Annotated in this window: 22 protein-coding genes; 18 read left to right on the top strand and 4 right to left on the bottom strand. The window is 71.3% G+C overall.

Annotation, left to right across the window (positions count from 1 at the left end; all coding sequences use genetic code 11):
* Window positions 1-60 precede the first annotated feature (60 nt).
* From ACZ41I_RS22350 to ACZ41I_RS22340, 3 genes are all read left to right on the top strand, one after another.
* The gene (locus ACZ41I_RS22350; RefSeq protein WP_468514879.1) at window positions 61-624 is read left to right on the top strand and encodes an SAV_6107 family HEPN domain-containing protein; all 564 of its coding nucleotides are present in this window, start codon (window positions 61-63) and stop codon (window positions 622-624) included.
* A gap of 142 nt (window positions 625-766) precedes the next feature.
* Window positions 767-1537, top strand: a complete 771-nt coding sequence (locus ACZ41I_RS22345) for a methyltransferase (protein WP_363219884.1) — start codon at window positions 767-769, stop codon at window positions 1535-1537.
* Between the two features lie 276 nt (window positions 1538-1813).
* Window positions 1814-2197 (top strand): DUF3040 domain-containing protein, encoded by a 384-nt coding sequence (locus ACZ41I_RS22340; protein WP_363219885.1) that lies wholly within the window; start codon window positions 1814-1816, stop codon window positions 2195-2197.
* Window positions 2198-2288: 91 nt separating this feature from the next.
* On the opposite strand, the gene ACZ41I_RS22335 is transcribed toward ACZ41I_RS22340, so the two are convergent.
* The 4 genes from ACZ41I_RS22335 to ACZ41I_RS22320 all read right to left on the bottom strand — a co-directional run bounded on the left by ACZ41I_RS22335 (window position 2289) and on the right by ACZ41I_RS22320 (window position 7866).
* A complete protein-coding gene (locus ACZ41I_RS22335; RefSeq protein ID WP_468514878.1) occupies window positions 2289-4670 on the bottom strand; it encodes a transglutaminase TgpA family protein in 2382 nt (793 codons plus the stop codon).
* The gene (locus ACZ41I_RS22330; RefSeq protein WP_468514877.1) at window positions 4667-6028 is read right to left on the bottom strand and encodes a DUF58 domain-containing protein; all 1362 of its coding nucleotides are present in this window, start codon (window positions 6026-6028) and stop codon (window positions 4667-4669) included. Before ACZ41I_RS22330 ends, ACZ41I_RS22335 begins: the two co-directional genes overlap by 4 nt.
* Complete coding sequence (locus tag ACZ41I_RS22325) at window positions 6028-7071, bottom strand: AAA family ATPase (RefSeq protein ID WP_363220260.1); 1044 nt, start codon at window positions 7069-7071, stop codon at window positions 6028-6030. Before ACZ41I_RS22325 ends, ACZ41I_RS22330 begins: the two co-directional genes overlap by 1 nt.
* 246 nt (window positions 7072-7317) lie before the next feature.
* Window positions 7318-7866, bottom strand: a complete 549-nt coding sequence (locus ACZ41I_RS22320) for a beta-class carbonic anhydrase (protein ID WP_363220259.1) — start codon at window positions 7864-7866, stop codon at window positions 7318-7320.
* A gap of 423 nt (window positions 7867-8289) precedes the next feature.
* Between ACZ41I_RS22320 and rsmH the strand changes: the two genes are divergently transcribed.
* The 15 genes from rsmH to ACZ41I_RS22245 all read left to right on the top strand — a co-directional run bounded on the left by rsmH (window position 8290) and on the right by ACZ41I_RS22245 (window position 25053).
* Window positions 8290-9246, top strand: a complete 957-nt coding sequence (gene rsmH / locus ACZ41I_RS22315; RefSeq protein ID WP_468514876.1) for a 16S rRNA (cytosine(1402)-N(4))-methyltransferase RsmH — start codon at window positions 8290-8292, stop codon at window positions 9244-9246.
* Window positions 9247-9288: 42 nt separating this feature from the next.
* Window positions 9289-9858 carry a cell division protein FtsL gene (gene ftsL, locus ACZ41I_RS22310; protein WP_468514875.1) on the top strand — a complete coding sequence of 190 codons (570 nt, stop codon included), beginning with the start codon at window positions 9289-9291 and terminating at the stop codon, window positions 9856-9858.
* A gap of 202 nt (window positions 9859-10060) precedes the next feature.
* Window positions 10061-12025: a penicillin-binding transpeptidase domain-containing protein gene (locus ACZ41I_RS22305; RefSeq protein ID WP_468514874.1), complete on the top strand. Its 1965-nt coding sequence runs from the start codon at window positions 10061-10063 to the stop codon at window positions 12023-12025.
* Window positions 12026-12190: 165 nt separating this feature from the next.
* The gene (locus tag ACZ41I_RS22300) at window positions 12191-13711 is read left to right on the top strand and encodes a UDP-N-acetylmuramoyl-L-alanyl-D-glutamate--2,6-diaminopimelate ligase (RefSeq protein ID WP_468320212.1); all 1521 of its coding nucleotides are present in this window, start codon (window positions 12191-12193) and stop codon (window positions 13709-13711) included.
* 28 nt (window positions 13712-13739) lie between these two features.
* The gene (locus ACZ41I_RS22295) at window positions 13740-15155 is read left to right on the top strand and encodes a UDP-N-acetylmuramoyl-tripeptide--D-alanyl-D-alanine ligase (RefSeq protein WP_363218722.1); all 1416 of its coding nucleotides are present in this window, start codon (window positions 13740-13742) and stop codon (window positions 15153-15155) included.
* Window positions 15152-16225 (top strand): phospho-N-acetylmuramoyl-pentapeptide-transferase, encoded by a 1074-nt coding sequence (gene mraY / locus ACZ41I_RS22290; protein ID WP_363218721.1) that lies wholly within the window; start codon window positions 15152-15154, stop codon window positions 16223-16225. The genes ACZ41I_RS22295 and mraY overlap by 4 nt, the downstream gene beginning before the upstream one ends.
* Window positions 16207-17643: a UDP-N-acetylmuramoyl-L-alanine--D-glutamate ligase gene (gene murD, locus ACZ41I_RS22285; RefSeq protein ID WP_399769994.1), complete on the top strand. Its 1437-nt coding sequence runs from the start codon at window positions 16207-16209 to the stop codon at window positions 17641-17643. Before mraY ends, murD begins: the two co-directional genes overlap by 19 nt.
* Window positions 17644-17711: 68 nt before the next feature.
* A complete protein-coding gene (ftsW, locus tag ACZ41I_RS22280) occupies window positions 17712-19073 on the top strand; it encodes a putative lipid II flippase FtsW (protein WP_468514873.1) in 1362 nt (453 codons plus the stop codon).
* 6 nt (window positions 19074-19079) lie between these two features.
* Entirely contained in the window at window positions 19080-20168 is a 1089-nt protein-coding gene (gene murG / locus ACZ41I_RS22275) for an undecaprenyldiphospho-muramoylpentapeptide beta-N-acetylglucosaminyltransferase (protein ID WP_351247096.1), read from the top strand.
* 26 nt (window positions 20169-20194) lie between these two features.
* On the top strand, window positions 20195-20992 hold the full coding sequence (locus ACZ41I_RS22270; RefSeq protein WP_468320208.1) for a cell division protein FtsQ/DivIB: 798 nt from the start codon (window positions 20195-20197) through the stop codon (window positions 20990-20992).
* 279 nt (window positions 20993-21271) lie between these two features.
* On the top strand, window positions 21272-22480 hold the full coding sequence (ftsZ, locus tag ACZ41I_RS22265; RefSeq protein WP_363218717.1) for a cell division protein FtsZ: 1209 nt from the start codon (window positions 21272-21274) through the stop codon (window positions 22478-22480).
* Window positions 22477-23205, top strand: coding sequence for a peptidoglycan editing factor PgeF (gene pgeF / locus ACZ41I_RS22260; protein ID WP_363218716.1), 729 nt, complete (start codon window positions 22477-22479; stop codon window positions 23203-23205). The genes ftsZ and pgeF overlap by 4 nt, the downstream gene beginning before the upstream one ends.
* A gap of 6 nt (window positions 23206-23211) precedes the next feature.
* A complete protein-coding gene (locus ACZ41I_RS22255; protein ID WP_468514872.1) occupies window positions 23212-23931 on the top strand; it encodes a YggS family pyridoxal phosphate-dependent enzyme in 720 nt (239 codons plus the stop codon).
* Between the two features lie 128 nt (window positions 23932-24059).
* On the top strand, window positions 24060-24701 hold the full coding sequence (locus ACZ41I_RS22250) for a cell division protein SepF (protein WP_351247086.1): 642 nt from the start codon (window positions 24060-24062) through the stop codon (window positions 24699-24701).
* 61 nt (window positions 24702-24762) lie between these two features.
* Window positions 24763-25053 carry a YggT family protein gene (locus ACZ41I_RS22245; protein WP_363218714.1) on the top strand — a complete coding sequence of 97 codons (291 nt, stop codon included), beginning with the start codon at window positions 24763-24765 and terminating at the stop codon, window positions 25051-25053.
* Window positions 25054-25064: the final 11 nt, after the last annotated feature.

The following is a 25064-nucleotide window of genomic DNA, read 5'->3' as shown; positions in this document are numbered from 1 at the left end:
ATACCTCACGATGGGCACATACGGCATTCGTGCCGTCACCCAGACGACAGGAGGTTCGTCATGGCCAGCCCGTCCGCAGCCGCCGCCCGCCGGCGCCGCGCCACCGGCCCTGCCCCCTCACTGACCGGCCCGGCGAGCGACGTGCACCCCGTGCTCCGCCGGGCCACGGCCCCGCCCGCCGCCCTCGACCTGCTCGCCCAGGCCCGCGCCGGACTGGACGAGGCCACCGTCCTGGAAACACCGAACGAGCGCTATGCGACGGCCCACCTCGCCGCCCTGCGCACCGCCGCCGCGGTGCTCGCCGCCCTGGGCCGCCCCGAGACCTCCCCGCGCCGCCGCGCCCGGATCCGCAGCGCCTGGGAAGTGCTGCCCCAGATCGCCCCCGAACTGACCGAGTGGAGCGCGCTGTTCGCCTCCGGCGCCGCCCGCCGTGCCCGCGCCGAGGCCGGCATCCAGGGAGCGGCGAGCCGGCGGGACGCCGACGACCTGATACGGGACGTGGGCATGTTCCTGCGCATCGTCGAGCGGATGCTCGTCCTCCAGCCCGTTCTGCCCCAGCCCCGTCAGGACACCGGTGAGCCGGACGGCCCGAGAGCGCGCGGTGACCTTCCGGACGCCGGCTGACCACCGGCCGGAGGCGCGAGGGGCCGCGAGCGCCGCGCGAGACCCACCGGCCGTCCCCGGCCGAGGTGACCAGGCAGGGCACCGGAGGCAATAGGGTGGAGTCACCCGAAGCCTTCCGAGCCCTGCCGAGGAGTCAACTGCCGTGTCGGACCCGAGCCGCCCCCGCTCCTCTCTCCGTACCGCCGTGGTCTGGGAGGTCCTCCGGGACGCCCTCGACCGCCGGGTCAAGGCCACGGGACGGGAGTCGCTGGACGTTCTCGACACCGGCGGCGGCAGCGGCAACTTCGCCGTGCCCGTAGCCCGGCTCGGTCACCGCGTCACCGTGGTCGACCCCAGCCCGAACGCGCTGTTCGCACTGGAGCGCCGGGCCGCCGAGGCCGGTGTCGCCGACCGGGTCCGGGGCGTCCAGGGCGATGCGCACGGGCTGTTCGACGTGGTCGAGCGCGGTGGCCATGACGCCGTGCTGTGCCATGGCGTCCTGGAGTACGTCGACGACCCGGCCGAGGGCGTGCGCAACGCGGTCGCCGCACTGCGCTCCGAGGGCGTCCTCAGCCTGCTCGCCGCCGGCCTCGGCGGCGCCGTGCTCGCCCGCGCCCTCGCCGGCCACTTCACGGAGGCCCGGCAGGCGCTGACGGACCCCGACGGCCGCTGGGGCACCGGTGACCCGATGCCCCGCCGGTTCACCGCCGAGCAGCTCACCGCGCTGGTCGAGGGCGCGGGCCTGAAGGTCGGTGCCGTGCACGGCGTACGGGTCTTCGCCGACCTCGTCCCCGGCGTCCTCGTGGACACCGAACCCGGCGCCCTCGACGCGCTCCTGAAGCTGGAGGCCGCCGCGGCCGAGCTGCCCGCGTTCCACTCCGTCGCCACCCAGCTGCATGTCCTCGGTGAGACGCAGGGTGCGCCCCAGGCCTGAGCGGACTGCCGTGACCCGCCGCTGATCAGGGCCTTGGCAGCGGATGGAGTACGCCACAAGACGCCCGATCGTGGGGTTTGCGCCGTATGATCGAGGTACACCACCCGGCATGACGGGTCGGCCGCCGGGGAATGGAAGCCTCAGCGAGCCGGGACGGTCATGGCGGTTCAGGTTGGCCAATTGGCGTAGAGGGGCGGGTTTCACGGGGGCGATTCCCTGCCTATCCTGAAGGGACCCCCCGGGTCGCCCCGGCGACTGCACGATGAGGAGGACTCCGTGCCGCTCTCGGAGCACGAGCAGCGCATGCTCGAGCAGATGGAGCGAGCGCTGTACGCCGAAGATCCCAAGTTCGCGTCGGCGCTTGAGGGAAGCGGGCTGCGCACGTACACCCGGCGGCGGGTCTACCAGGCGGTCGCAGGCTTCCTCGTGGGTATCGCGCTCCTCATGGCCGGAATGGTCGCGCAGCTGATCTGGGTCAGCGTGGTGGGTTTCCTCGTCATGCTGGGCTGTGCCGTACTCGCCGTCACGGGCTGGCGCAAGGGTCCGAAGCCGGGCGAGCAGCCCGCGGGCGCCGTTCGCAGCCCGGCGCGGCCGAAGCGCTCCATGATGGACCGCATCGAGGAGCGCTGGCAGCGCCGCCGGGACGAACAGGGCCGGTAGCCGTACGGCGGTTTCCGCGCCGCCGGCAGACACCCGCAGACAGACGAGATCGAGGGGCGACCACCACCGGTGGTCGCCCCTCGACGTCGTCTCAGCCCTGCTGTTGCGACGGCCGGCGCAGGTGGGGCCTGGCCGCCGCCCGTGACCGGAGCGATGCCCACCTGGCCGCCACCGCCCACACCACCCGCACCGACGAGCGGGGCAGGAACAGGGCCCGCAGCCGTCCGCCGGTGCCGGCCCTGCCGCGCAGCCCCTCGATCACCCGGCGCACGTCCTCGGCCGCGCCTGCCGCGGGGCGCGGCCGGGGAGCGTACAGCACCTGCTCCACCGCGTCCGCGACCCGGTGCACCGCGGCACCGGCCGCCGGGTCCAGCTGCCCGAGCCGGACGATCCGGTCGGCCGCCCTGCGCGGGGTCAGTGACTCGTCCGGCGGGATGCCGTGATCCCAGGCGCTGTCGGTCAGCTCCTGCCAGGCGGCCAGGGTGTGCGCCGCCGCGCCCTGCTCGGACCGGGCGTGCCCGCCCAGCCGCACCGACCGCACCCGCAGCCGCCACAGCAGCGGTGAGCACGGCACCGCCAGCACCACCAGCGCGGCCAGGCCGATCAGCAGATACCACCCCGGGCCCGACCCGGCGCCGCCGCTGCTCGGGGCCGCCGCGGCGGACGCGGTGTCGCAGCCCTGCAGCTTGATCAGCTGGGGCGTGCAGCTCTCGCTCGCCGAGGGCGCCGCCGAGGGCGCCGTGGACGAGTGGTGCGAGGGCAGGTCCTGGTCCGGCAGCGAGGTGCCGGGCGTGTCCGACTGGGTGTACGACGGCGTCGTACCGCGGGTCGGGGTGGGCTCGAAGCGGGTCCAGCCGGCGCCCTCGAAGTACAGCTCGGGCCAGGCGTGCGCGTCCTTCTGGCTCACCGCGATGGTGCCGTCCGCCTGCGGGGTGCCCGGCGCGAAGCCCACCGCGACCCGGGCCGGGATGCCGAGGGTGCGGGCCATCGCCGCCATGGCGAAGGAGAAGTGGACGCAGAAGCCCTCCTTCTTCTTCAGGAAGTTCGCGATGGCCCCCGGGCCGCGGCCGACCTCCACCTGGGTGTCGTACTGGAAGCCGCCGGTGACGGCGAAGTAGTCCTGGAGCTTGACCGCTTCCTCGTAGTGGCTCCTCGCGCCCGCCGTGATCTCCTTGGCGGTCTTCGCGACCACCTTCGGCAGCGTGGTCGGCACCTGGGTGTACTCCCGCTTGAGGACCGCGGGCGGCTCCGGCGCGGAGGACAGCTGCGCCGCGGTCGGCTGCACATCCAGGCTGGTCACCTGGTACGCCGCCCCGCGCGTGGTCTGGCCGTGGTCGCCGACCACGGCCATGCCGACCGGCTCGTAGCGCCAGCGTCCGCCGATCTTCACCCCGCTCGGCGGGTACGGCATCGGCAGCCAGTCCTGGGCGTACCAGTCCGCCGCCGTGACCATGGTCGTCACCGTGCTGCGCTTGACGTCCGCGCCGAGGCCGATCGGTGTGGGGAAGCGGTCCGGTACCCCGACGACGTGCCGCTGGGCCGGCTTCCAGGTGGTGCCGTCGAAGTCGTCCAGGGAGGCGATCCGCAGATACAGGCCCGAGGTGTCGTTGCTGCTGGTCTTCAGGGACAGCACCTGGCGGTCGTTGTCCGTGTTCAGGTTGTCGCGCAGCGCCACCAGCAGGTTGACCGCGCCGCCCCCGGTTCCCCGGCCGCTGCCCACCCCCACGCCCGTGCCGGCGGCGTCGAGCAGGCCGCCCTGCATCGCGGGCAGGACCAGCGGGACCATCAGGGCCACACCCAGCGCGACCGCGCCGATCCGGCGTCCCGTGCGCACCGGGGCCACCGCGCCGGCCTCGGGGGAGCCCGGAGAACGGGGAGCGCCGCCGAAGACCCGGCCCCACTGGGCCAGCCGGTCCCGGCCCTCCGCGAGCAGCAGCATCAGATAGCCGGCCGCCGCCACCAGGAACCACAGCCAGTCGGCCCCGCCATGGGACAGCCCGGCGGCCACCGAGTACAGCGCGAGCAGCGGCAGCCCGGCCGGGGCCGCGCTGCGGAAGGTCACCGCGAGCGTGTCCACGAGCAGGCCGATCAGCAGGGCGCCGCCGATCAGCATCAGCTTGATGCCGTCGGTGAGCGGCGCCGGTATCGCGTACTCGTTGACGTCGTCGGAGCCCTGCTGGAGCAGGTCGGCGAAGTGCCGGAAGGCGTCCGGGCCGGGGAGCAGCCCGATGACCGCGTGCTGCCGTGCGAAGACCAGGGTCAGCAGCACCAGCGTGGCCAGCGCCTGCGCCGCCACGGTCAGCGGCCGGCCCAGCGGCACCCGGCGGGCCGCCGCACCCACCCCGGTCTGCACGGCCACCAGCGGCACCAGCTGCAGCAGCCAGGTCGGCTCGGCCACCAGGGGCAGCAGCGAGCAGGAGGCCATCAGCGTGGCCGCGGCCGCACACAGCGCCAGTCGTGCCCGCCCGCTCATGCCCTCGCCTCCCCGCTCACGGCGGCCAGACCGGAGCGCTCCCGGTCCGCCCCCTGCCACAGTCCGTTCAGCGCGGCGCCGCGCGGCACGCTCAGTGCCGTCCAGCCCGCCTCGCGCAGCATGCGCAGCCGCTCGGTGTGCGGGTCGTCCGGGCCCGGCACGTCGGTCGACTCGCGCACCCAGGTGTCCGGGTCCAGCACGAAGGCGACCGCACCGCCGCTGCGGCGGCTCATCTTGGCGACCGTCGCGGCCTGCTCCTCGTCCAGATCGCCCAGGAAGGCGACCAACAGGCCCTCGTTGCCGCCGCGCAGCACGTCGTAGGCCCGGGACAGGCCCGTGCCGGCGGAGTGGTCGATCACCGCGAGGGTGTCCATCATCAGCCCGGCCGCCTCCGCGGTCTCCTGGCCGGTCCCCGCGAACCCGTCGGCGCCCTCGCCGGGCACCACGCTGCCGCTGTCGGTCAGCAGCCGTACCGAAAAGCCCCGTTCGAGCATGTGCACCAGCACCGAGGCGGCACCGGAGACGGCCCACTCGAAGGCCGAGTCGGGGCCCGCGCCCTCGTAGGCACCGCCCCGGGTGTCCAGCAGCACGGTGCACCGCGAGCGCCGGGGCTGCTCCTCGCGGCGCACCATCAGCTCGCCGTAGCGCGCGGTGGACCGCCAGTGCACCCGGCGCAGATCGTCGCCGTAGCGGTAGCCGCGCGGGATCACGTCGTCCTCGCCCGCGAGGGCCAGCGAGCGCTGCCGCCCGTCGCCGTACCCCTGGGCCTCGCCGCTGAAGCGGACCGGGGCGAGCGGTTCCACGCGAGGGATGACGGTCAGGGTGTCGTACGCCGAGAAGGAGCGGGTCAGTTCGCACATCCCGAAGGGGTCCGTCAGGCGCAGCTGGAGCGGGCCCAGCGGGTACCGGCCGCGCAGGTCGGAGCGGACCCGGTAGGACACCTCGCGGTGACCGCCCGGCTCCACCCGGTCCAGCACGAAACGGGGCCGCGGTCCGAGGACGTACGGCACCCGGTCCTGGAGCATCAGCAGGCCGGTGGGCAGCCGGGAGACGTTGTCCATCCGCAGATGCACCCGGGCCTCGCTGCCCGCCGGTACCCGCCCGGGGGCGAGCCGGCGGGTGCCGGCCACCCGGTAGCGCGTGCGGTACACCACGGTCGCGCAGATCAGCGGCAGCGCGGCCAGCAGCAGGCCGACCCGCAGCAGATCGCTCTGGCCCAGGACGTACGCGCAGATCGCGGCCGCGATCCCGGCCGCCAGGAAGGAACGGCCACGGGTCGTCAGACCCGCCAGGGCCGTACGGACGCCGCCCGTCTCCCCGCGGCCGGCCTCCGCCTGCCCGCTCCCCCCGGTGCTCATCACAGACTCCGCGGAGGCTGCTGGGGATACGCCGGGACGCCACGGCCGAGGCCGCCGAAGCCCGGTGCCTGCTGTCCCGGTGCCGCGGGCACGGCGGTGCGCTGGAGGATCTCCTGCACGACCTGCTCGGCCGTACGACGGTTCAGCTGGGCCTGCGCGGTGGGCAGCAGGCGGTGTGCGAGAACGGCGACGGCGAGCGCCTGGACGTCGTCCGGCAGCGCGTACTCCCGGCCGGCGAGGGCCGCGGACGCCTTCGCCGCGCGCAGCAGGTGCAGCGTCGCGCGCGGGGAGGCGCCGAGTCTGAGGTCGGGATGGGTGCGGGTGGCGGCGACCAGCTCCACCGCGTACCGCCGGACCGGCTCGGAGACGTGTACGGTGCGCACCGCCTCGATCAGCTTCACGATCTCGTGGGCGTGCGCCACCGGCTGCAGGTCCTCCAGCGGGCTCACTCCGCCGTGGATGTCGAGCATCTGCAATTCGGCCTCCACGCTGGGATAGCCGACGGAGACGCGGGCCATGAAGCGGTCGCGCTGGGCCTCGGGCAGCGGGTAGGTGCCCTCCATCTCGACCGGGTTCTGGGTGGCCACCACCATGAAGGGACTGGGCAGTTCGTACGTCTGCCCGTCGATGGTGACCTGCCGCTCCTCCATGGACTCCAGCAGCGCGGACTGGGTCTTGGGCGAGGCGCGGTTGATCTCGTCGCCGATCACGATCTGCGCGAAGATGGCGCCCGGCTTGAACTCGAAGTCCCGGCGCTGCTGGTCCCAGATGGACACCCCGGTGATGTCCGAGGGCAGCAGGTCGGGCGTGAACTGGATACGCCGCACCGAGCAGTCGATGGACCGCGCCAGCGCCTTGGCCAGCATCGTCTTGCCGACCCCGGGGACGTCCTCGATCAGCAGATGGCCCTCGGCGAGCAGCACGGTCAGCGCGAGCCGTACGACCTCGGGCTTGCCCTCGATCACGCCTTCCACCGAACCGCGCACCCGTTCCACCGTGGCGGTCAGATCTGTGAGGCTCGCTCGATCGTCATAGGTCGTCACCCGGCCCTCCTCGGCCCGTTCTTTCCGGGCCGACGCTGCTTGCGAAACCGGCCCACCCCGAAACACGGACACCACGCGGGAACAGTTCCGCGTGATGTCACACCCCGCATTCTTGCCGCCGTTACCGATTCGTGTCACTCGCCTGTGGACAACTGCCCGCACGATGTCGGTCTTACGTCTTTTTCGACCGCATTTTCGATACAGGGGCGCCGGGATGCTTTCGGGGCGGCCGGCCGGTGTGCCCGGTCAGGCCGGGTCGACCTCGCGCAGCGCACCGGTGCGCACGTCGAAGACGAAACCGCGCACGTCGTCGGTGTGCAGCAGGAACGGCGAGGTGCGCACGCGCTGCATGGACTGGCGTACGTCCTGGTCGACGTCCCGGAAGGCCTCCACCGCCCACGCCGGGCGCTGGCCGACCTCCATCTCCAGGTCGTGCCGGAAGTCCTCGGTGATGGACTCCATGCCGCAGCCGGTGTGGTGGATGAGCACGACGCTGCGGGTGCCGAGCGCGCGCTGGCTGATGGTCAGGGAGCGGATCACGTCGTCGGTGACGACACCGCCCGCGTTGCGGATGGTGTGACAGTCACCGAGCTGCAGGCCGAGCGCCTTGTGCAGGTCGAGGCGGGCGTCCATGCACGCCACCACGGCGACCTTGAGAACGGGACGGGCGTCCATGCCCGGGTCGGCGAACTCGGCGGCGTACCGCTGGTTGGCCTCCACCAGGCGATCGGTCACGGTGCCGCCATTCGGTATGGCGCCTTCGGATCCAGTGGGAACTGCTGCAGAAGTCGTCATAGTCATGACGTTACTGGTCACGGCAGGGCCTGGCTTGCTGTGATAGGGGACAAAGAACGTCATCACGGCTTGTTGTGAGCCAACCCACAGGTGGGACGAACATGGTCCGGACGGGTGAACACCGTCGAATTGCGGCTCCCGCCGCGATGCGGTAGGCGACGCGCAGGCCGGTTGATTGACCGCGAGACACGGTGGACTAAAGTGGCGCGAAGCGGGAGACGCGGCTCTCCCTGCTGGTGAAACCCCCGGAGACCCCGGCTCACACCCGGGCCGTCTCCCCACGTGCGCGGCGCGTACGTACGGCTCGGCCTCCTCCCGCTCCCGGTCCGGCTGACGCTTCCGGCGCCGGCAGGCCTCCCCTTCGCGAGCTGGCGGGGACCCGGCGGTGCGTGCGTCATCGCGCCGGAAGAGTGAGAGGCCCCCTTGAGCCAGAGTCGACACGTCCCGGTGATGCTCCAGCGGTGCCTGGACCTGCTGGCGCCCGCCCTGGAGCGCCCGGGAGCGGTGGTCGTCGACTGCACCCTCGGGCTCGGCGGGCACAGCGAGGCGCTGCTGACCCGGTTCCCCGAGGCGCGGCTGATCGGCCTCGACCGGGACAAGGAGGCGCTGCGGCTGTCCGGCGAGCGGCTGGCGCCCTTCGGTGAGCGCGCCACCCTCGTGCACGCCGTCTACGACGAGCTGCCCGACGTCCTGCACCGGCTGCGCATCGCGCGCGTGCAGGGCGTCCTGTTCGACCTCGGGGTCTCCTCCATGCAGCTGGACGAGGCCGACCGCGGCTTCGCCTACGCCCAGGACGCGCCGCTGGACATGCGGATGGACCAGACGACCGGCGTCAGCGCCGCCGAGGTCCTCAACACCTATCCGGCGGGTGAACTGGTGCGCATCCTGCGCGCCTACGGCGAGGAGAAGCAGGCCAAGCGGATCGTGGCCGCGATCGTGCGCGAGCGTGCGAAGGAGCCGTTCAGCAACAGCGCCCGGCTGGTCGAGCTGATCCGGGACGCTCTCCCGCAGGCCGCCAAGCGCACCGGCGGCAACCCCGCCAAGCGCACCTTCCAGGCGCTGCGGATCGAGGTCAACGGGGAACTGTCCGTCCTGGAGCGGGCGATCCCCGCTGCGGTGAAGGCCCTCGACGTCGGCGGGCGCATCGCCGTGCTCTCGTACCACTCGCTCGAGGACCGGCTGGTCAAGCAGGTGTTCGCGGCCGGCGCCGCGTCCACCGCGCCGCCCGGGCTCCCGGTCGTGCCCGAGCGCTACCAGCCGCGGCTCAAGCTGCTCACCCGGGGTGCCGAACTTCCCACCGAGGAAGAGGTCGCCGAGAACCGCCGGGCCGCACCGGCCAGGCTGCGCGGCGCCGAGCGCATCAGGGAGGACGCCGAGTGAGCCGGACGGGTCGGTTGGATTCCCGAACTGACCGGGGGAGCCGTGAGTAGGAAACCCGCACTGAGAGGGCGGGCCGCGCGGCTCGCCCGGCTCTTCCCGGCCGGCCGCGCCCGGGCCGCCCGCACCCCGTTCGTCCTGCTCGTCGTCCTGCTGCTCGGCGGCGGTCTCATCGGGCTGCTGGTGCTGAACTCCGCGCTCAGCGAGGGCTCCTTCAAACTCGACGCCCTGCAGAAGGAGACGAGGAGCCTCACCGACGAGGAACAGGCCCTCCAGCGGGACATCGACGCCTACTCGGACCCCGCCGCCCTCCAGCGCCGGGCCCGCCGACTCGGCATGGTCCCCGGCGGCGACCCGGCCTTCCTCGACCCCGACGGCACCGTCAAGGGCGTACCGCAAGTCGCGAGCCCCGGGCCCGCCGCCCTCACCGCCCCGGTCGCCCCCGAGGCCATGGCCCCGGCCGCCGCCCTTTCCACACCCCCGTCCACGCCCGCCTCCGCCCCACCGGCGCAGGGACAGCCCCAGCCCGTCCCCGCACCCTCCGCCCCGGCGGCGGCCGCGCCCCCGCCGCCCACCGCCCTCCAGCCCATCCCCACCCCGACTCCCGGCAGGTGACGGAAGTGTCCGACAGGGAAGCGCCGCGCCGTCGTGTGCCGGGGCCTGTGCATGCGCTCGGCCCGGGTGGCGGTGCGGTTGGTCGCCGGTTCCGGTGCGGTTCGGGTGCGGCCCCGCGTGCGTCGCGCTGTTGTCCGGCGCGGGCCCGGGTGCGCGCCGTCCCCCAGTCCATTGCGACCCCGACTCCTGGCAGGTGACGGAAGTGTCCGACAGGGAAGCGCCGCGCCGTCGTGTGCCGGGGCCTGCGAAGCCGCCGCGGCCGAGGAGTGCCGTGCGGCGGCAGCCCGGGCCCGGTGCGCGTCCGGCCCGGCGGCCGAGCGGCGCACGGCCCCCGGCCCAGCGCCCCCTCCGGCTCGGCAGCGCCCGGCCCCGGCTGCGGATGGTCAGCCTGGCCCTGACCCTGGTGCTGCTCGCCTTCGTCGTACGGCTGCTCCAGGTGCAGGCCGTCGACGCCAGCGCGTACGCCGCGCGGGCCGAGCAGAACCGGTATGTCGTGCACACGCTGGCCGCCGACCGCGGCGGCATCACCGACCGCAACGGTGTGGCCCTCGCCATCAGCGAGGACGCCTACGACATCACGGCCGACCCCACGATGTTCAGCAGGAAGCAGCTGAAGATCGACGACGGGCCGGAGCAGGCCGCCGCGCTGCTCTCGCCGATCCTCGGGCAGAGCCAGGCCGAGATCGTGAACAGACTTCGGCCCAAGGACAGCAGCTCCCGGTACACCCGGCTCGCCACCCGGCAGACCCCGCAGGTCTGGAAGCAGATCAAGGACCTGAAGAGCGCGCTCGCCAAGAAGGCGGAGACGGACCACACCACCGCCAACGTGCTGGCCGGTGTCTTCGCCGACCCCAGCAGCCAGCGCGTGTACCCCAACGGTGACCTCGCCGCCGGGATACTGGGATGGGTCAACTCCGACGGGCAGGGCGGCGGCGGTATCGAGCAGGAGATGAACAAGCAGCTGGCGGGCAAGGACGGCAAGATCCGCTATGCCCAGTCCGGCGGGCGCGAGGTGCCCACGGCCGGGTCCAACGAGACACCTGCCGTGCCCGGCTCCGACGTCGAGCTGACCATCGACCGCGACATCCAGTGGGCCGCGCAGAACGCCATCACCGATCAGGTGAGGAAGTCCGGCGCGGACCGCGGGTACGTCGTCGTCCAGGACACCCGCACCGGCCAGGTCCTGGCCATGGCCAACGCACCCGGCTTCGACCCGAACAACCTGTCCAGGGCGGACGCGGAGGCCATGGGCAACGCGGCCCTCCAGGACGCCTACGAGCCCGGCTCCACCGCCAAGGTGATGTCCATGGCGGCCGTGCTGGAGGAGAACGCCGCGACCCCGCTCACCCACGTCGTCGTCCCCAACCGGCTGCACCGCGGCGACCGGCTCTTCTCGGACGACGTCGACCACGACACCTGGTACCTCACCCTCAACGGCGTCCTCGCCAAGTCCAGCAACATCGGCACCATCCTGGCCACCGGCCAGCTCGGCAGAACGCAGTCCGAGGCGAACAAGGTCCTCTACTCCTACCTGCGCAAGTTCGGCATCGGCAGCTACACCGGACTCGGCTTCCCCGGCGAGACCCCCGGCATCCTCTCGCCGTACCGGAAGTGGTCCACTTCGCAGCAGTACACGATTCCTTTCGGCCAGGGCTTCTCCCTCAACGCCCTGCAGGCCGCCTCCGTGTACTCGACCATCGCCAACGGCGGGGTCCGGATCCAGCCGACCCTGGTGCGCGGCACCAAGGGTCCCGACGGTCGCTTCACCCCCGCGCCCAAGCCCAGGAAGACCAGGGTCGTCAGCCAGAAGACCGCCGCCTCCCTCGCCCAGATGCTGGAGTCCGTCGTGGACGACGAGCAGGGCACCGGCATCAAGGCCCGCATCCCCGGCTACCGGGTCGCGGGCAAGACCGGCACGGCCAACCGTGTGGATCCGGCCACCGGCAGGTACCACGGATACACCTCGTCGTTCGCCGGCTTCGCGCCCGCGGACAACCCCCGCATCACCGTCTACTGCGCCATCCAGAACGCCACCTCCGGCAGCTACTACGGCGGCCAGATCTGCGGTCCCATCTACAAGCAGGTGATGGAGTTCGCGCTGAAGACGCTGCAGGTGCCGCCGACCGGGGCGCAGCCCGCCAACCTGCCCGTCGACTACAAGCCCTGATCAGCACCTCGGAAACACCAGGAACCAGCCGTGACAACGATCACCCCGGAACCCGGGAACCAAGGCGCCCTGCGCCCCTCACTTCGCTCCGGAGCGGGTGCGCCGGGTACGCTCACCGCCGTGCCACACGCTGATCAGTCCCAAACCACCCAGAAGGGCGCTTCCGTGACATATCCGGGACCGCCGCGACCGGCCGAGGTCTCCGCCACACCCCTCGCGGAACTGGCCGATCAGCTGGGTGCCGCCGTGCCGGACGCCGCCGCCGAGATCACGGGGATCACCCACGACTCGCGCGCCGTCCGCCCCGGCGACCTGTACGCCGCCCTCCCGGGCGCCCGTCTGCACGGCGCCGACTTCGTCACCCAGGCCGCCGGCCTGGGCGCGGCCGCCGTGCTCACCGACCCGACGGGCGCCGAGCGCGCCGCCGCGACCGGACTGCCGGTCCTGGTCGTCGACGACCCGCGCGGACGGATGGGCGAGCTGGCGGCGACGATCTACGGCCGCCCCGGCCGGGACCTGCTCCAGATCGGCATCACCGGTACCTCCGGCAAGACCACCACGGCCTATCTGGTCGAGGGCGGTCTGCGCACCGCGAAGTCCACCGGTCTCGTCGGCACGGTCGAGATGCGCATCGGCGACGAGCGCATCAAGTCCGAGCGCACCACCCCCGAGGCCACCGACCTGCAGGCGCTCTTCGCCGTCATGCGCGAACGCGGCGTCGAGGCGGTCGCCATGGAGGTGTCCAGCCACGCCCTGGTCCTCGGCCGGGTCGACGGCTGCGTCTTCGACATCGCCGTGTTCACCAACCTCAGCCCGGAACACATGGAGTTCCACTCCGACATGGAGGACTACTTCCGGGCCAAGGCGCAGCTGTTCACGCCGGAACGCAGCAGGCTCGGCGTGGTCAACGCCGACGACGAGTACGGCCGCCGGCTCGCCGAGGAGGCGACCGTCCCGGTCGTCACCTTCTCCGCCGAGGGGCACCCCGACGCCGACTGGCGCGCCGAGCACGTCCAGGTCGGTCCCATGGACTCGACCTTCACCGTCGTCGGCCCGAACGGCGAGCGCGTCCACGCCAAGTCGCCGCTGCCGGGCCCCTTCAACGTGGCGAACACCCTCGCCGCCATCGTCGCCCTCGCCGCGGCCGGCCTCGACCCGCAGGCCGCCGCCGACGGCATCGCCGCCGTACCGGGCGTCCCCGGCCGCCTGGAGCGCGTGGACGCCGGGCAGCCCTACCTCGCGGTCGTGGACTACGCCCACAAGACCGACGCGGTGGAGTCGGTGCTCAAGGCGCTGCGCAAGGTCACCAAGGGCCGGCTGCACGTCGTCCTCGGCTGCGGCGGCGACCGTGACCGGACCAAGCGTGCCCCGATGGGCGCCGCCGCGGCCCGGCTCGCCGACACGGCCGTACTGACCTCCGACAACCCCCGCTCCGAGGACCCCCTCGCGATCCTCGCGACCATGCTCCAGGGCGCGGCCTCCGTGCCCGCGCACGAGCGCGGCGAGGTGCTCCTGTTCGAGGACCGGGCCGCCGCGATCGCCGCCGCCGTGGGCCGCGCCCGGGCCGGCGACACCGTGCTGGTCGCGGGCAAGGGCCACGAGCAGGGCCAGGACATCGCCGGCGTGGTCCGTCCCTTCGACGACCGCCAGGTGCTCCGCGAAGCCATCCAGAAAACCCAGGGATGAAAATCCAGAAGACCCAGGGGATGAACTTGTGATCGCCCTCTCCCTCGCCGAGATCGCAGCAGTCGTCGGCGGGCAGACGCACGACATACCGGATCCGTCCACGCAGGTCACGGGCCCGGTCGTCCGGGACTCCCGAGAGGTGGAGCCCGGCAGCCTGTTCGCCGCCTTCGTCGGCGAGCGCGTGGACGGCCACGACTTCGCGGCGCAGGTCGTCGAGGCGGGCGCGGTCGCCGTACTGGCGTCGCGCCCGGTCGGCGTGCCCGCGATCGTCGTCGAGGACGTCCAGGCCGCCCTCGGCGCCCTCGCCCGGCACGTGGTCGAGCGGCTCGGCGCGACCCTCGTCGCCCTGACCGGCTCGGCGGGCAAGACCAGCACCAAGGACCTGATCGCGCAGGTGCTCCGGCGCAAGGCGCCGACCGTGTTCACGCCCGGCTCGCTCAACAACGAGATCGGGCTGCCGCTGACCGCCCTGTCCGCCACCGAGGAGACACAGTTCCTCGTGCTGGAGATGGGTGCCCGCGGCATCGGGCACATCCGCTACCTCACCGGCCTCACCCCGCCGAAGATCGGCCTGGTGCTCAACGTCGGCACCGCCCACATCGGCGAGTTCGGCGGCCGCGAGCAGATCGCGCAGGCCAAGGGCGAGCTCGTCGAAGGCCTTCCGTCGGCCGAGGACGGCGGCGCCGCCCTCCTCAACGCCGACGACCCGCTGGTCAGGGCCATGGCCTCGCGTACCAAGGCGAAGGTGGTCCTTTTCGGAGAGTCGGCCGAAGCGGACGTACGCGCCGAGAACGTACGACTCACGGACAGCGGACAGCCCTCCTTCAGGCTTCTCACACCCTCCGGTGCATGCGATGTGACCATGCGCCTGTACGGTGAGCACCACGTGTCGAACGCGCTCGCCGCGGCCGCCGTCGCCCATGAGCTGGGCATGTCCGCGGAAGAGATCGCCACCGCGCTCTCCGAGGCGGGCTCCCTCTCCCGCTGGCGCATGGAGGTCACCGAGCGCCCGGACGGCGTGACCATCGTCAACGACGCCTACAACGCCAACCCCGAGTCCATGCGGGCCGCCCTGAAGGCGCTCGCGGCCATGGGCAAGGGGCGCCGCACGTGGGCGGTGCTCGGCCGGATGGCCGAGCTGGGGGACGAGGCGCTCGCCGAGCACGACGCCGTCGGACGGCTCGCCGTCCGGCTCAACGTCAGCAAGCTCGTCGCCGTCGGGGGGCTCGAAGCCTCCTGGCTGCAACTGGGCGCATATAACGAGGGTTCGTGGGGTGAGGAGTCGGTGCACGTGTCCGACGCACAGGCGGCGATCGACCTGTTGCGCAGCGAGTTGCGCCCGGGGGACGTCGTACTCGTGAAGGCGTCCCGTTCGGTGGGGCTCGAGAGCGTTGCCCAGGCGCTCCTCGAGACCGGTGCCGAGGGTGAGGTTGCCGCCCGATGATGAAGCAGATCCTGTTCTCAGGAGTCATTGGCCTCTTCCTGACGCTGGTCGGCACCCCGCTGCTGATCAAGCTCCTCGCCCGCAAGGGCTACGGCCAGTACATCCGTGACGACGGCCCGCGCGAGCACGCCAGCAAGCGCGGTACGCCGACCATGGGCGGCATCGCCTTCATCCTGGCGACGATCGCGGCGTACTTCCTGAGCAAGCTCATCACCGGTTACCCGCCCACCTACTCCGGGCTGCTGGTCCTCGGGCTGATGTTCGGCATGGGCCTGGTCGGCTTCCTCGACGACTACATCAAGATCGTCAAGCGGCGTTCGCTGGGTCTGCGGGCCAAGGCGAAGATGGCCGGCCAGCTGATCGTCGGCATCGGCTTCGCGGTGCTGTCGCTGATGTTCGCCGACGCGCGCGGCAACACCCCGGCCTCCGACAAGCTGTCGTTCATCACCGACTTCGGCTGGAAGATCGGCCCGGTCCTGTTCGTGATCTGGGCGCTGTTCATGATCCTCGCGATGTCGAACGGCGTGAACCTCACCGACGGTCTGGACGGTCTGGCCACCGGCGCCTCCGTGCTCGTCTTCGGTGCCTACACGTTCATCGGCACCTGGCAGTTCCAGGAGTCCTGCGCCAACGCGCAGACCCTGACCAACCCGGCCGCCTGCTACGAGGTGCGCGACCCGCTCGACCTCGCGGTGATCGCCTCCGCGCTGATGGGCGCCTGCCTGGGCTTCCTGTGGTGGAACACCTCGCCGGCGAAGATCTTCATGGGCGACACCGGCTCGCTCGCCCTCGGCGGTGTCCTCACCGGTCTGGCCATCCTCTCCCGCACGGAGCTGCTGCTGGCCATCATGGGCGGCCTGTTCGTCCTCATCACCATGTCGGTCGTCATCCAGGTCGGCTCCTTCCGGCTCACCGGAAAGCGTGTCTTCCGGATGGCGCCCCTGCAGCACCACTTCGAACTCAAGGGCTGGTCCGAGGTCCTGGTCGTGGTCCGATTCTGGATCATTCAGGGCATCTGTGTGATCGTCGGACTGGGCCTCTTCTACGCAGGATGGGCAGCGGACAAGTGACCTCCACCTCGGAGCTCTTCGACTTCCAGGGCAAGCACGTCACCGTCGCCGGGCTCGGCGTCTCCGGCGTCCCGGCGGCCAAGGTGCTGCACGCGCGCGGGGCGATCGTCACGGTCGTCAACGACGGCGACGACGCACGCGCGCGTGAGCAGGCCGCCGAACTGGAGGCGCTCGGCATCACCGTGCGGCTCGGCGACGGGGCCTCACTGCCGGAGGGCACCGAGCTGATCGTCACCGCGCCCGGCTGGCAGCCCGACAAGCCGCTGTTCCTGGCGGCCGGAAAGGCGGGCGTGCCGGTCTGGGGCGACGTCGAGCTGGCCTGGCGCCTGCGCGGGCCCGACGCGGCGCCCTGGCTGGCCGTCACGGGCACCAACGGCAAGACCACGACCGTGCAGATGCTCGCGTCGATCCTGAAGGCCGCGGGCCTGCGCACGGCCGCCGTCGGCAACATCGGCGTCTCCCTGCTGGACGCGGTCCTCGGCGAGGAGAGCTACGACGTCCTCGCCGTGGAGCTCTCCAGCTACCAGCTCCACTGGGCGCCCTCCCTGCGGGCGCATTCGGCCGCGGTCCTCAACCTCGCGCCGGACCACCTGGACTGGCACGGCTCCATGGAGGCCTACGCCCGCGACAAGGGCCGTATCTACGAGGGCAATCGGGTCGCCTGCGTGTACAACGTCGAGGACAAGGCCACCGAGGACCTGGTGCGCGAGGCGGACGTGGAGGAGGGCTGCCGGGCCATCGGGTTCACCCTCGGCACCCCCGCACCCTCCCAACTCGGCGTCGTCGACGGCATCCTGGTCGACCGCGCCTTCGTGGAGAACCGGCAGAAGAACGCCCAGGAGCTGGCCGAGGTCTCCGACGTCAACCCGCCGGCCCCGCACAACATCGCCAACGCCCTTGCCGCGGCGGCCCTCGCGCGTGCCTTCGGGGTGTCCGCCAAGGCCGTGCGCGAGGGCCTCAGGGCCTTCCGGCCGGACGCCCATCGCATCGCGCGCGTCGCCGACATCGACTCGGTGACGTACGTGGACGACTCCAAGGCGACCAACACGCATGCCGCCGAAGCATCTTTGGCGTCATATGAGTCGATTGTATGGATTGCGGGCGGTCTGGCGAAGGGGGCGACCTTCGACGAGCTCGTCGCCAAGTCGGCGAAGCGACTTCGCGGTGCCGTACTGATCGGTGCCGATCGCGCCCTGATCCGCGAGGCCCTCGCGCGACACGCGCCGGAAGTACCCGTGGTGGACCTCGACCGGACCGACACTGGGGCGATGCTCCAGGCGGTGACGGAAGCGAAGCGGCTCGCGCAGCCCGGTGACACGGTGCTGCTGGCCCCGGCCTGTGCCTCCATGGACATGTTCACCAACTACAACCAGCGCGGTGACGCGTTCGCGGCGGCGGTCCGCGAACTCGAAGCCTGACCCCGGCCGCCTGCCGGGCGGATCTTGGGAGGGACGCGTGGGACGGTCGACGTTCAGCGGAGGCGCCGATGCCCAGTAGCCGTACCGGCCGGCCACCCGTGCAACGGGCGTCCCGGCGTCCCGCCGTTCCCGGGTCCTCGCGCGACAACCCCGTACAACGGCTCTACACCCGCGCGCGAAAGGCCTGGGACCGCCCGCTGACCGCCTACTACCTGATCCTCGGCGGCAGTGTGCTGATCATCGTGCTGGGCCTGGTGATGGTCTACTCGGCCTCCCAGATCACCGCGCTGCAGATGTCGCTGCCGGGGTCGTACTTCTTCCGCAAGCAGCTGCTGGCCGCCGCGCTGGGCGGCGTACTGCTGTTCGCGGCCTCCCGCATGCCGGTGAAACTGCACCGGGCGCTGGCGTACCCGATCCTGGCCGGTGCCGTCTTCACGATGGCCCTGGTGCAGGTGCCGGGGATAGGGATGGCGGTCAACGGCAACCAGAACTGGATCTCCCTCGGCGGCTCCTTCCAGATCCAGCCCAGCGAGTTCGGCAAGCTCGCCCTGGTGCTGTGGGGTGCGGACCTGATCGCGCGCAAGCAGGAGCGGAAGCTGCTGACCCAGTGGAAGCACATGCTGGTGCCGCTGGTACCGGTCGCCTTTGTGCTGCTCGGGCTGATCATGCTCGGCGGCGACATGGGTACCGCGATCATCCTCACGGCGATCCTGTTCGGCCTGCTGTGGCTCGCCGGGGCGCCGACGCGGCTGTTCGCCGTGGTGCTGCAGATCGCCGCCCTGATCGGTTTCGTCCTCATCAAGACCAGCCCCAACCGGATGGCCCGGCTCTCCTGCATCGGCGCGACCGAGCCCAAGGCCGGCGTCGCCGACTGCTGGCAGGCCGTGCACGGCATCTACGCCCTCGCCTCCGGCGGACTCTTCGGCTCCGGACTCGGTGCAAGTGTGGAAAAATGGGGTCAACTGCCGGAAGCCCACACCGACTTCATCTTCGCCGTCACCGGTGAGGAACTGGGCCTGGCGGGGACGCTGTCGGTGCTCGCCCTGTTCGCGGCTCTAGGCTATGCGGGTATCCGCGTGGCCGGACGCACGGAGGACCCCTTCGTGAGGTATGCCGCGGGAGGCGTGACCACCTGGATCACCGCCCAGGCGGTGATCAACATCGGTGCGGTGCTCGGTCTGCTGCCGATCGCCGGCGTCCCCCTCCCGCTGTTCTCCTACGGAGGATCCGCCCTGCTGCCGACCATGTTCGCCATCGGGCTGCTGATCGCCTTCGCGCGCGACGAGCCCGCTGCGCGGGCAGCGCTTGCGATGCGGCAACCCCGCTTTGGTAGAAAGCGGGCGGGAGGTTCCGGTTCCGGCCGGAGGCCTCGGAGATGGAACACGATGCGACGGCGTGCCTCATCGGCGCGTTCGTCCGGAGAGCGGTGAATTTCGGTGCATGTCGTACTCGCCGGCGGGGGCACCGCGGGCCACATCGAGCCCGCGCTCGCCCTCGCGGACGCCCTGCGCAGGCAGGACCCGACCGTGGGGATCACGGCCCTGGGCACGGAACGCGGTCTGGAGACCAGGCTCGTCCCGGAGCGCGGCTACGAGCTGGCGCTGATCCCGGCGGTGCCGCTGCCCCGCAAGCCAACCCCCGAGCTGATCACCGTCCCGGGCCGGCTGCGCGGCACGATCAAGGCCGCCGAGCAGATCCTGGAGCGCACCAAGGCGGACGTCGTGGTCGGCTTCGGCGGTTACGTCGCCCTGCCGGGCTACCTGGCCGCCAAGCGGCTCGGCGTGCCCATCGTGATCCACGAGGCGAACGCCCGCCCGGGCCTGGCCAACAAGATCGGCTCCAGGTACGCCGCCCGGGTCGCCGTCTCGACGCCGGACAGCAAGCTGCGCGACGCCCGCTACATCGGCATCCCGCTGCGCCGCTCCATCGCCACCCTGGACCGCGCCGCCGCCCGTCCCGAGGGCCGCCACCGTTTCGGCCTCGACCCGAACCTGCCCACACTGCTCGTCTCCGGCGGCTCCCAGGGCGCCCGGCGGCTGAACGAGGTGGTCCAGCAGGTCGCCCCGTGGCTGCAGCAGGCGGGCATCCAGATCCTGCACGCGGTCGGCCCGAAGAACGAACTGCCGCAGGTGCAGCAGATGCCGGGAATGCCGCCCTATGTCCCGGTAAGTTACCTGGACCGGATGGACCTCGCGTACGCCGCGGCCGACATGATGCTCTGCCGCGCGGGCGCGATGACCGTCGCCGAACTCTCCGCCGTCGGGCTCCCGGCCGCCTATGTCCCGCTGCCCATCGGCAACGGCGAACAGCGGCTCAACGCCCAGCCGGTGGTCAAGGCCGGCGGCGGACTCCTCGTCGACGACGCGGAGCTGACGCCCGAGTGGGTGCAGCAGAACGTCCTGCCCGTGCTCGCCGACCCGCACCGGCTGTACGAGATGTCCCGAGCGGCAAGCGAGTTCGGCCGCCGGGACGCCGACGAGCTGCTCGTCGGCATGGTGTACGAGGCGATCGCCTCGCGCCGTTAGGACCGTATGACGAAAGGGCAATGAGGGTGGCCGGACCGACTACCGCCGAGCGCGGTGAACGCCAGCAGGAGTCGTCCGGTCCGCCGCCCGGCCGACGGTCCGGGAAACTGCGCCTTCGTACGATCGTCATTCTGGCTGTGGCCGCCGCCGTGCTCCTCGGTGCCGGTACCGCCTGGGTGTTGTACGGCTCCTCATGGCTGCGCGTCGACCATGTGTCGGTGTCCGGCACGCGCGTACTCACGTCCGCCGAGGTGCGCGACGCGGCGGCGGTGCCGGTCGGTGCGCCGATGATTTCCGTCGACACCGAGGGCATCGAGGCACGATTGCGCCGGAAATTGCCCCGGATTGACACGGTTGATGTAGTCCGTTCCTGGCCCCATGGAATCGGGCTGAAAGTGACTGAGCGCACTCCGGTTCTACTGCTCCGAAAGGGCGGAGACTTCACCGAAGTCGATGACGAAGGTGTCCGTTTCGCCACGGTTTCACAGGCGCCGAATGCCGTTCCGATGCTGGAATTGTCCGTCTCCCGCACGGGTTCAGGCGCCGCCGGCTTCCGGCGTTTCGGCACCGACCGGCTGGTGCGTGAGGCGGTCCGGGTGGCCGGCGATCTGCCGGCCGCCGTCGCGAAGCGGACCCGGACCGTCCAAATCCGTTCCTTTGACGCCATCTCGCTGGTGCTGGCCGACGGCCGCACGGTCCTGTGGGGCAGCGGCGAGAACGGCCGTGCCAAGGCACGGACCCTCACAGCTCTCATGAAAGCAGCTCCCGGCGCGCGGCACTTCGATGTCAGCGTCCCCACCGCCCCTGCGTCATCGCGGAGTTGACGCACATCAGCGCAGGCCAGCACCCTGGTTGGGCACTGCTACGGCTGATCACATAGGGTGAAAAGAAAAACGGGAGGTTCGGCGTGTTCGTTGAACGGGCGCCACTTGTCGACTTAGTGTCCTGTTCAGAAGACTCCAGGGAACAGACACACTGGTAACCCTAAACTTCAGGGTTAGGGTTCGGGTCGGCGCTACGGACCGTCCCATTCGGCATCCGTCGTCCCGGCGCGGGGCACCGCACGGCGGCGACAACGTAATTCGAGGCGAGAGGCCTTCGACGTGGCAGCACCGCAGAACTACCTCGCAGTCATCAAGGTCATCGGTGTCGGCGGCGGTGGTGTCAATGCCATCAACCGGATGATCGAGGTCGGTCTCAAGGGCGTCGAGTTCATCGCCATCAACACCGACGCACAGGCGCTGTTGATGAGCGACGCCGACGTCAAGCTCGACGTCGGCCGGGAACTCACCCGCGGACTCGGCGCCGGAGCCAACCCGGCCGTCGGCCGCAAGGCCGCCGAGGACCACCGCGAGGAGATCGAGGAGGTCCTCAAGGGGGCCGACATGGTCTTCGTGACGGCCGGTGAAGGCGGCGGCACCGGCACCGGCGGCGCACCCGTCGTGGCCAACATCGCGCGCTCCCTCGGCGCCCTCACCATCGGCGTGGTCACGCGCCCGTTCACCTTCGAGGGACGGCGCCGCGCGAACCAGGCCGAGGACGGCATCGCCGAACTGCGCGAAGAGGTCGACACCCTCATCGTGATCCCCAACGACCGGCTGCTGTCCATCTCGGACCGCCAGGTCTCGGTCCTGGACGCGTTCAAGTCCGCCGACCAGGTCCTGCTCTCCGGTGTCCAGGGCATCACCGACCTCATCACCACACCGGGTCTGATCAACCTCGACTTCGCCGACGTGAAGTCGGTCATGTCCGAGGCCGGTTCCGCCCTCATGGGCATCGGCTCGGCCCGCGGCGACGACCGCGCGGTGGCCGCCGCCGAGATGGCGATCTCCTCGCCGCTGCTGGAGGCGTCCATCGACGGCGCCCGCGGCGTGCTGCTCTCCATCTCCGGCGGCAGCGACCTCGGCCTGTTCGAGATCAACGAGGCCGCCCAGCTGGTCAGCGAGGCCGCCCACCCCGAGGCCAACATCATCTTCGGTGCGGTCATCGACGACGCCCTCGGCGACGAGGTACGGGTCACCGTGATCGCCGCCGGCTTCGACGGCGGTCAGCCGCCGGCCCGCCGGGACAACGTCCTCGGGTCGGCCTCGTCCTCGACGGCCCCCCGCCGCGAGGAGCCCGCCCCGGCACGCCCGGCCGAGCCCAGCCGGCCGGCCTTCGGCTCGCTCGGCAGCGTGACGCCGAAGGAGGAGCCGGAGCCGGCGCCCGAGCCGGTGCCCGACATCCCGGTCGCCCCGCCGGTGACGCCGGCGCCCCGGACCTACTCGGACAGCGCGGCCGAGGAACTGGACGTCCCGGACTTCCTCAAGTGATAGGACGGCGCGAGAGCGTGAGCGGCGCGCACTTCGCCTTCACCGACCGGTGGGGCGGGGTGAGCGCCGCTCCGTATGAGGAGCTGAATCTGGGCGGCGCGGTCGGCGACGACCCCGAGGCCGTACGGGCCAACCGGGACATCGCCGCCAAGACGCTCGGCCTCGACCCGGCCCTGGTCGTCTGGATGAACCAGGTGCACGGCGCCGATGTGGCCGTGGTGGACGAGCCCTGGGAAGACCGCCCGGTGCCCGAGGTCGACGCGATCGTCACCACCCGCCGCGGGCTCGCCCTCGCCGTCCTCACCGCCGACTGCGTGCCGGTGCTGCTGGCCGACCCCGTGGCGGGGGTCGTGGCGGCCGCCCACGCCGGACGGCCCGGCATGGTCAAGGGGGTCGTCCCCGCGGCCGTACGGGCCATGGCCGAACTCGGCGCCGAGCCCGGCCGGATCGTCGCGCGCACCGGGCCGGCCGTCTGCGGGCGGTGCTACGAGGTGCCGGAGGCGATGCGCGCCGAGGTGGCGGCCGTCGAGCCGGCGGCGCACGCTGAGACGAGCTGGGGCACGCCGGCGGTCGATGTGAGCGCCGGGGTGCACGCGCAGCTCGACCGGCTCGGGGTGTGCGACCGGGCGCAGTCACCGGTGTGCACGCTGGAGTCGGACGACCACTTCTCGTACCGCCGTGACCGCACGACCGGGCGGCTCGCGGGCTATGTGTGGCTGGACTGATGGGGCATGACGGACCGTAAGACCGAACTCGCCGCAAATCTGGCGAAAGTGGAGGAGCGCATCACCGCCGCGTGTGTGGCGGCGCGGCGCGAGCGGGAGGAGGTGACCCTGATCGTGGTCACCAAGACCTACCCGGCGAGCGATGTGCGGATCCTGTCGGAACTCGGTGTGCGTCATGTCGCCGAGAACCGTGACCAGGACGCGGCCCCGAAGGCCGCCGCGTGCGCGGATCTGCCACTGAAATGGCACTTTGTCGGTCAATTGCAGACCAACAAGGTTCGTTCGGTAGTCGGTTATGCCGATGTCGTGCAGTCCGTCGACCGCGCCCGGCTCGTCACCGCGCTGTCGAAGGAGGCGGTGCGGGCGGAGCGCGAGGTCGGCTGCCTGATCCAGGTCGCGCTGGACGCGGGCGTGAGCGGCCGCGGCGAGCGCGGAGGCGTGTCCCCGGCCGGAATCGAAGAGTTGGCCGACCTCGTCGGCGAGGCGCCCGGGCTGCGGCTCGACGGACTGATGACCGTCGCTCCGCTCACCGGGGAGTACGCGGGACGCGAACAGGAGGCGTTTCAGCGGCTCATGGATTTGTCGACTGACCTGCGCCGAACCCATCCGGCTGCAACCATGGTGTCAGCAGGGATGAGTGCGGACCTCGAACAGGCCGTGGCCGCCGGAGCGACACATGTGCGCGTCGGCACTGCGGTACTCGGAGTCCGCCCCAGGCTCGGGTAACGTCGCCAGGAAGTCGGACCACAGCAGAAAATATGGTCAATGCCTGTGAAGGCGGGCACAACGACCACGTGGATCGCAGGCACTTGGCAGTCGTCAGCCGATCCACCACAGAGCGGAGGACTCAGAGCATGGCCGGCGCGATGCGCAAGATGGCGGTCTACCTCGGCCTCGTGGAGGACGATGGGTACGACGGCCGCGGATTCGACCCCGACGACGACTTCGAACCCGAGTTGGACCCGGAGCCCGAGCGAGACCACCGACGGCATGAATCGTCACACTCGTCGCACAGCGCACATCAGCCCCAAAGGGATGAAGAGGTGCGAATCGTGCAACCGCCCGCGCCGCGTGAGCCGGTGGCCCGTTCGACGGCGCTCGCCGCGGAAACCGGACGCCCGGCGCGGATCGCGCCCGTGGCATCCATCACACAAGAACGTCAGTCCCTCGAGAAGAACGCACCGGTGATCATGCCCAAGGTTGTGTCCGAGCGAGAGCCTTACCGGATCACCACGCTTCACCCCCGGACCTACAACGAAGCCCGTACCATCGGGGAACACTTCCGTGAGGGCACGCCGGTGATCATGAATCTGACTGAGATGGACGACACAGACGCGAAGCGACTTGTCGACTTTGCGGCCGGTTTGGTGTTTGGTCTTCACGGCAGCATCGAGCGGGTGACGCAGAAGGTGTTCCTGTTGTCTCCTGCTAACGTCGATGTCACGGCGGAGGACAAGGCCCGCATCGCAGAGGGCGGGTTCTTCAACCAGAGCTGAGACGCAACAACCGGATCGAGGCTCGGAAGAGCATGGAACAGGGGAGAGGGAAGCGCAGGCCATGAGCGTGTTCGTCACGGTGGTCCACACCGCGCTGCTGGTGTTCCTCGCCGTGCTCATCTTCCGGCTGGTCATGGATTACGTGTTCCAGTTCGCCCGCTCGTGGCAACCCGGCAAGGCGATGGTGGTCGTACTGGAGGCCACCTACACTGTCACCGATCCACCGCTGAAGCTTCTGCGGCGGTTCATTCCGCCGCTGCGTCTCGGGGGCGTGGCGCTCGACCTGTCCTTCTTCGTACTGATGATCATCGTCTACATCCTCCTCTCGATCACGGGGAACTTCGTGGGATGAGGATGGACGAT

The organism is Streptomyces sp. NPDC030799 (assembly GCF_055572255.1).
This window is presented reverse-complemented; position numbering and strand designations above follow the sequence as displayed.

Excerpts from the sequence above, each read along its gene's own strand:
- ACZ41I_RS22320 (WP_363220259.1), bottom strand. The coding sequence starts at position 7,866 with ATGACGACTTCTGCAGCAGTTCCCACTGGATCCGAAGGCGCCATACCG.
- ACZ41I_RS22255 (WP_468514872.1), top strand. The coding sequence starts at position 23,212 with ATGACGGACCGTAAGACCGAACTCGCCGCAAATCTGGCGAAAGTGGAG.
- ACZ41I_RS22350 (WP_468514879.1), top strand. The coding sequence starts at position 61 with ATGGCCAGCCCGTCCGCAGCCGCCGCCCGCCGGCGCCGCGCCACCGGC.
- ACZ41I_RS22245 (WP_363218714.1), top strand. The coding sequence starts at position 24,763 with ATGAGCGTGTTCGTCACGGTGGTCCACACCGCGCTGCTGGTGTTCCTC.
- ACZ41I_RS22250 (WP_351247086.1), top strand. The coding sequence starts at position 24,060 with ATGGCCGGCGCGATGCGCAAGATGGCGGTCTACCTCGGCCTCGTGGAG.
- murD (WP_399769994.1), top strand. The coding sequence starts at position 16,207 with ATGGGCAGCGGACAAGTGACCTCCACCTCGGAGCTCTTCGACTTCCAG.
- ACZ41I_RS22335 (WP_468514878.1), bottom strand. The coding sequence starts at position 4,670 with ATGAGCGGGCGGGCACGACTGGCGCTGTGTGCGGCCGCGGCCACGCTG.
- ACZ41I_RS22330 (WP_468514877.1), bottom strand. The coding sequence starts at position 6,028 with ATGAGCACCGGGGGGAGCGGGCAGGCGGAGGCCGGCCGCGGGGAGACG.
- ftsW (WP_468514873.1), top strand. The coding sequence starts at position 17,712 with ATGCCCAGTAGCCGTACCGGCCGGCCACCCGTGCAACGGGCGTCCCGG.
- mraY (WP_363218721.1), top strand. The coding sequence starts at position 15,152 with ATGATGAAGCAGATCCTGTTCTCAGGAGTCATTGGCCTCTTCCTGACG.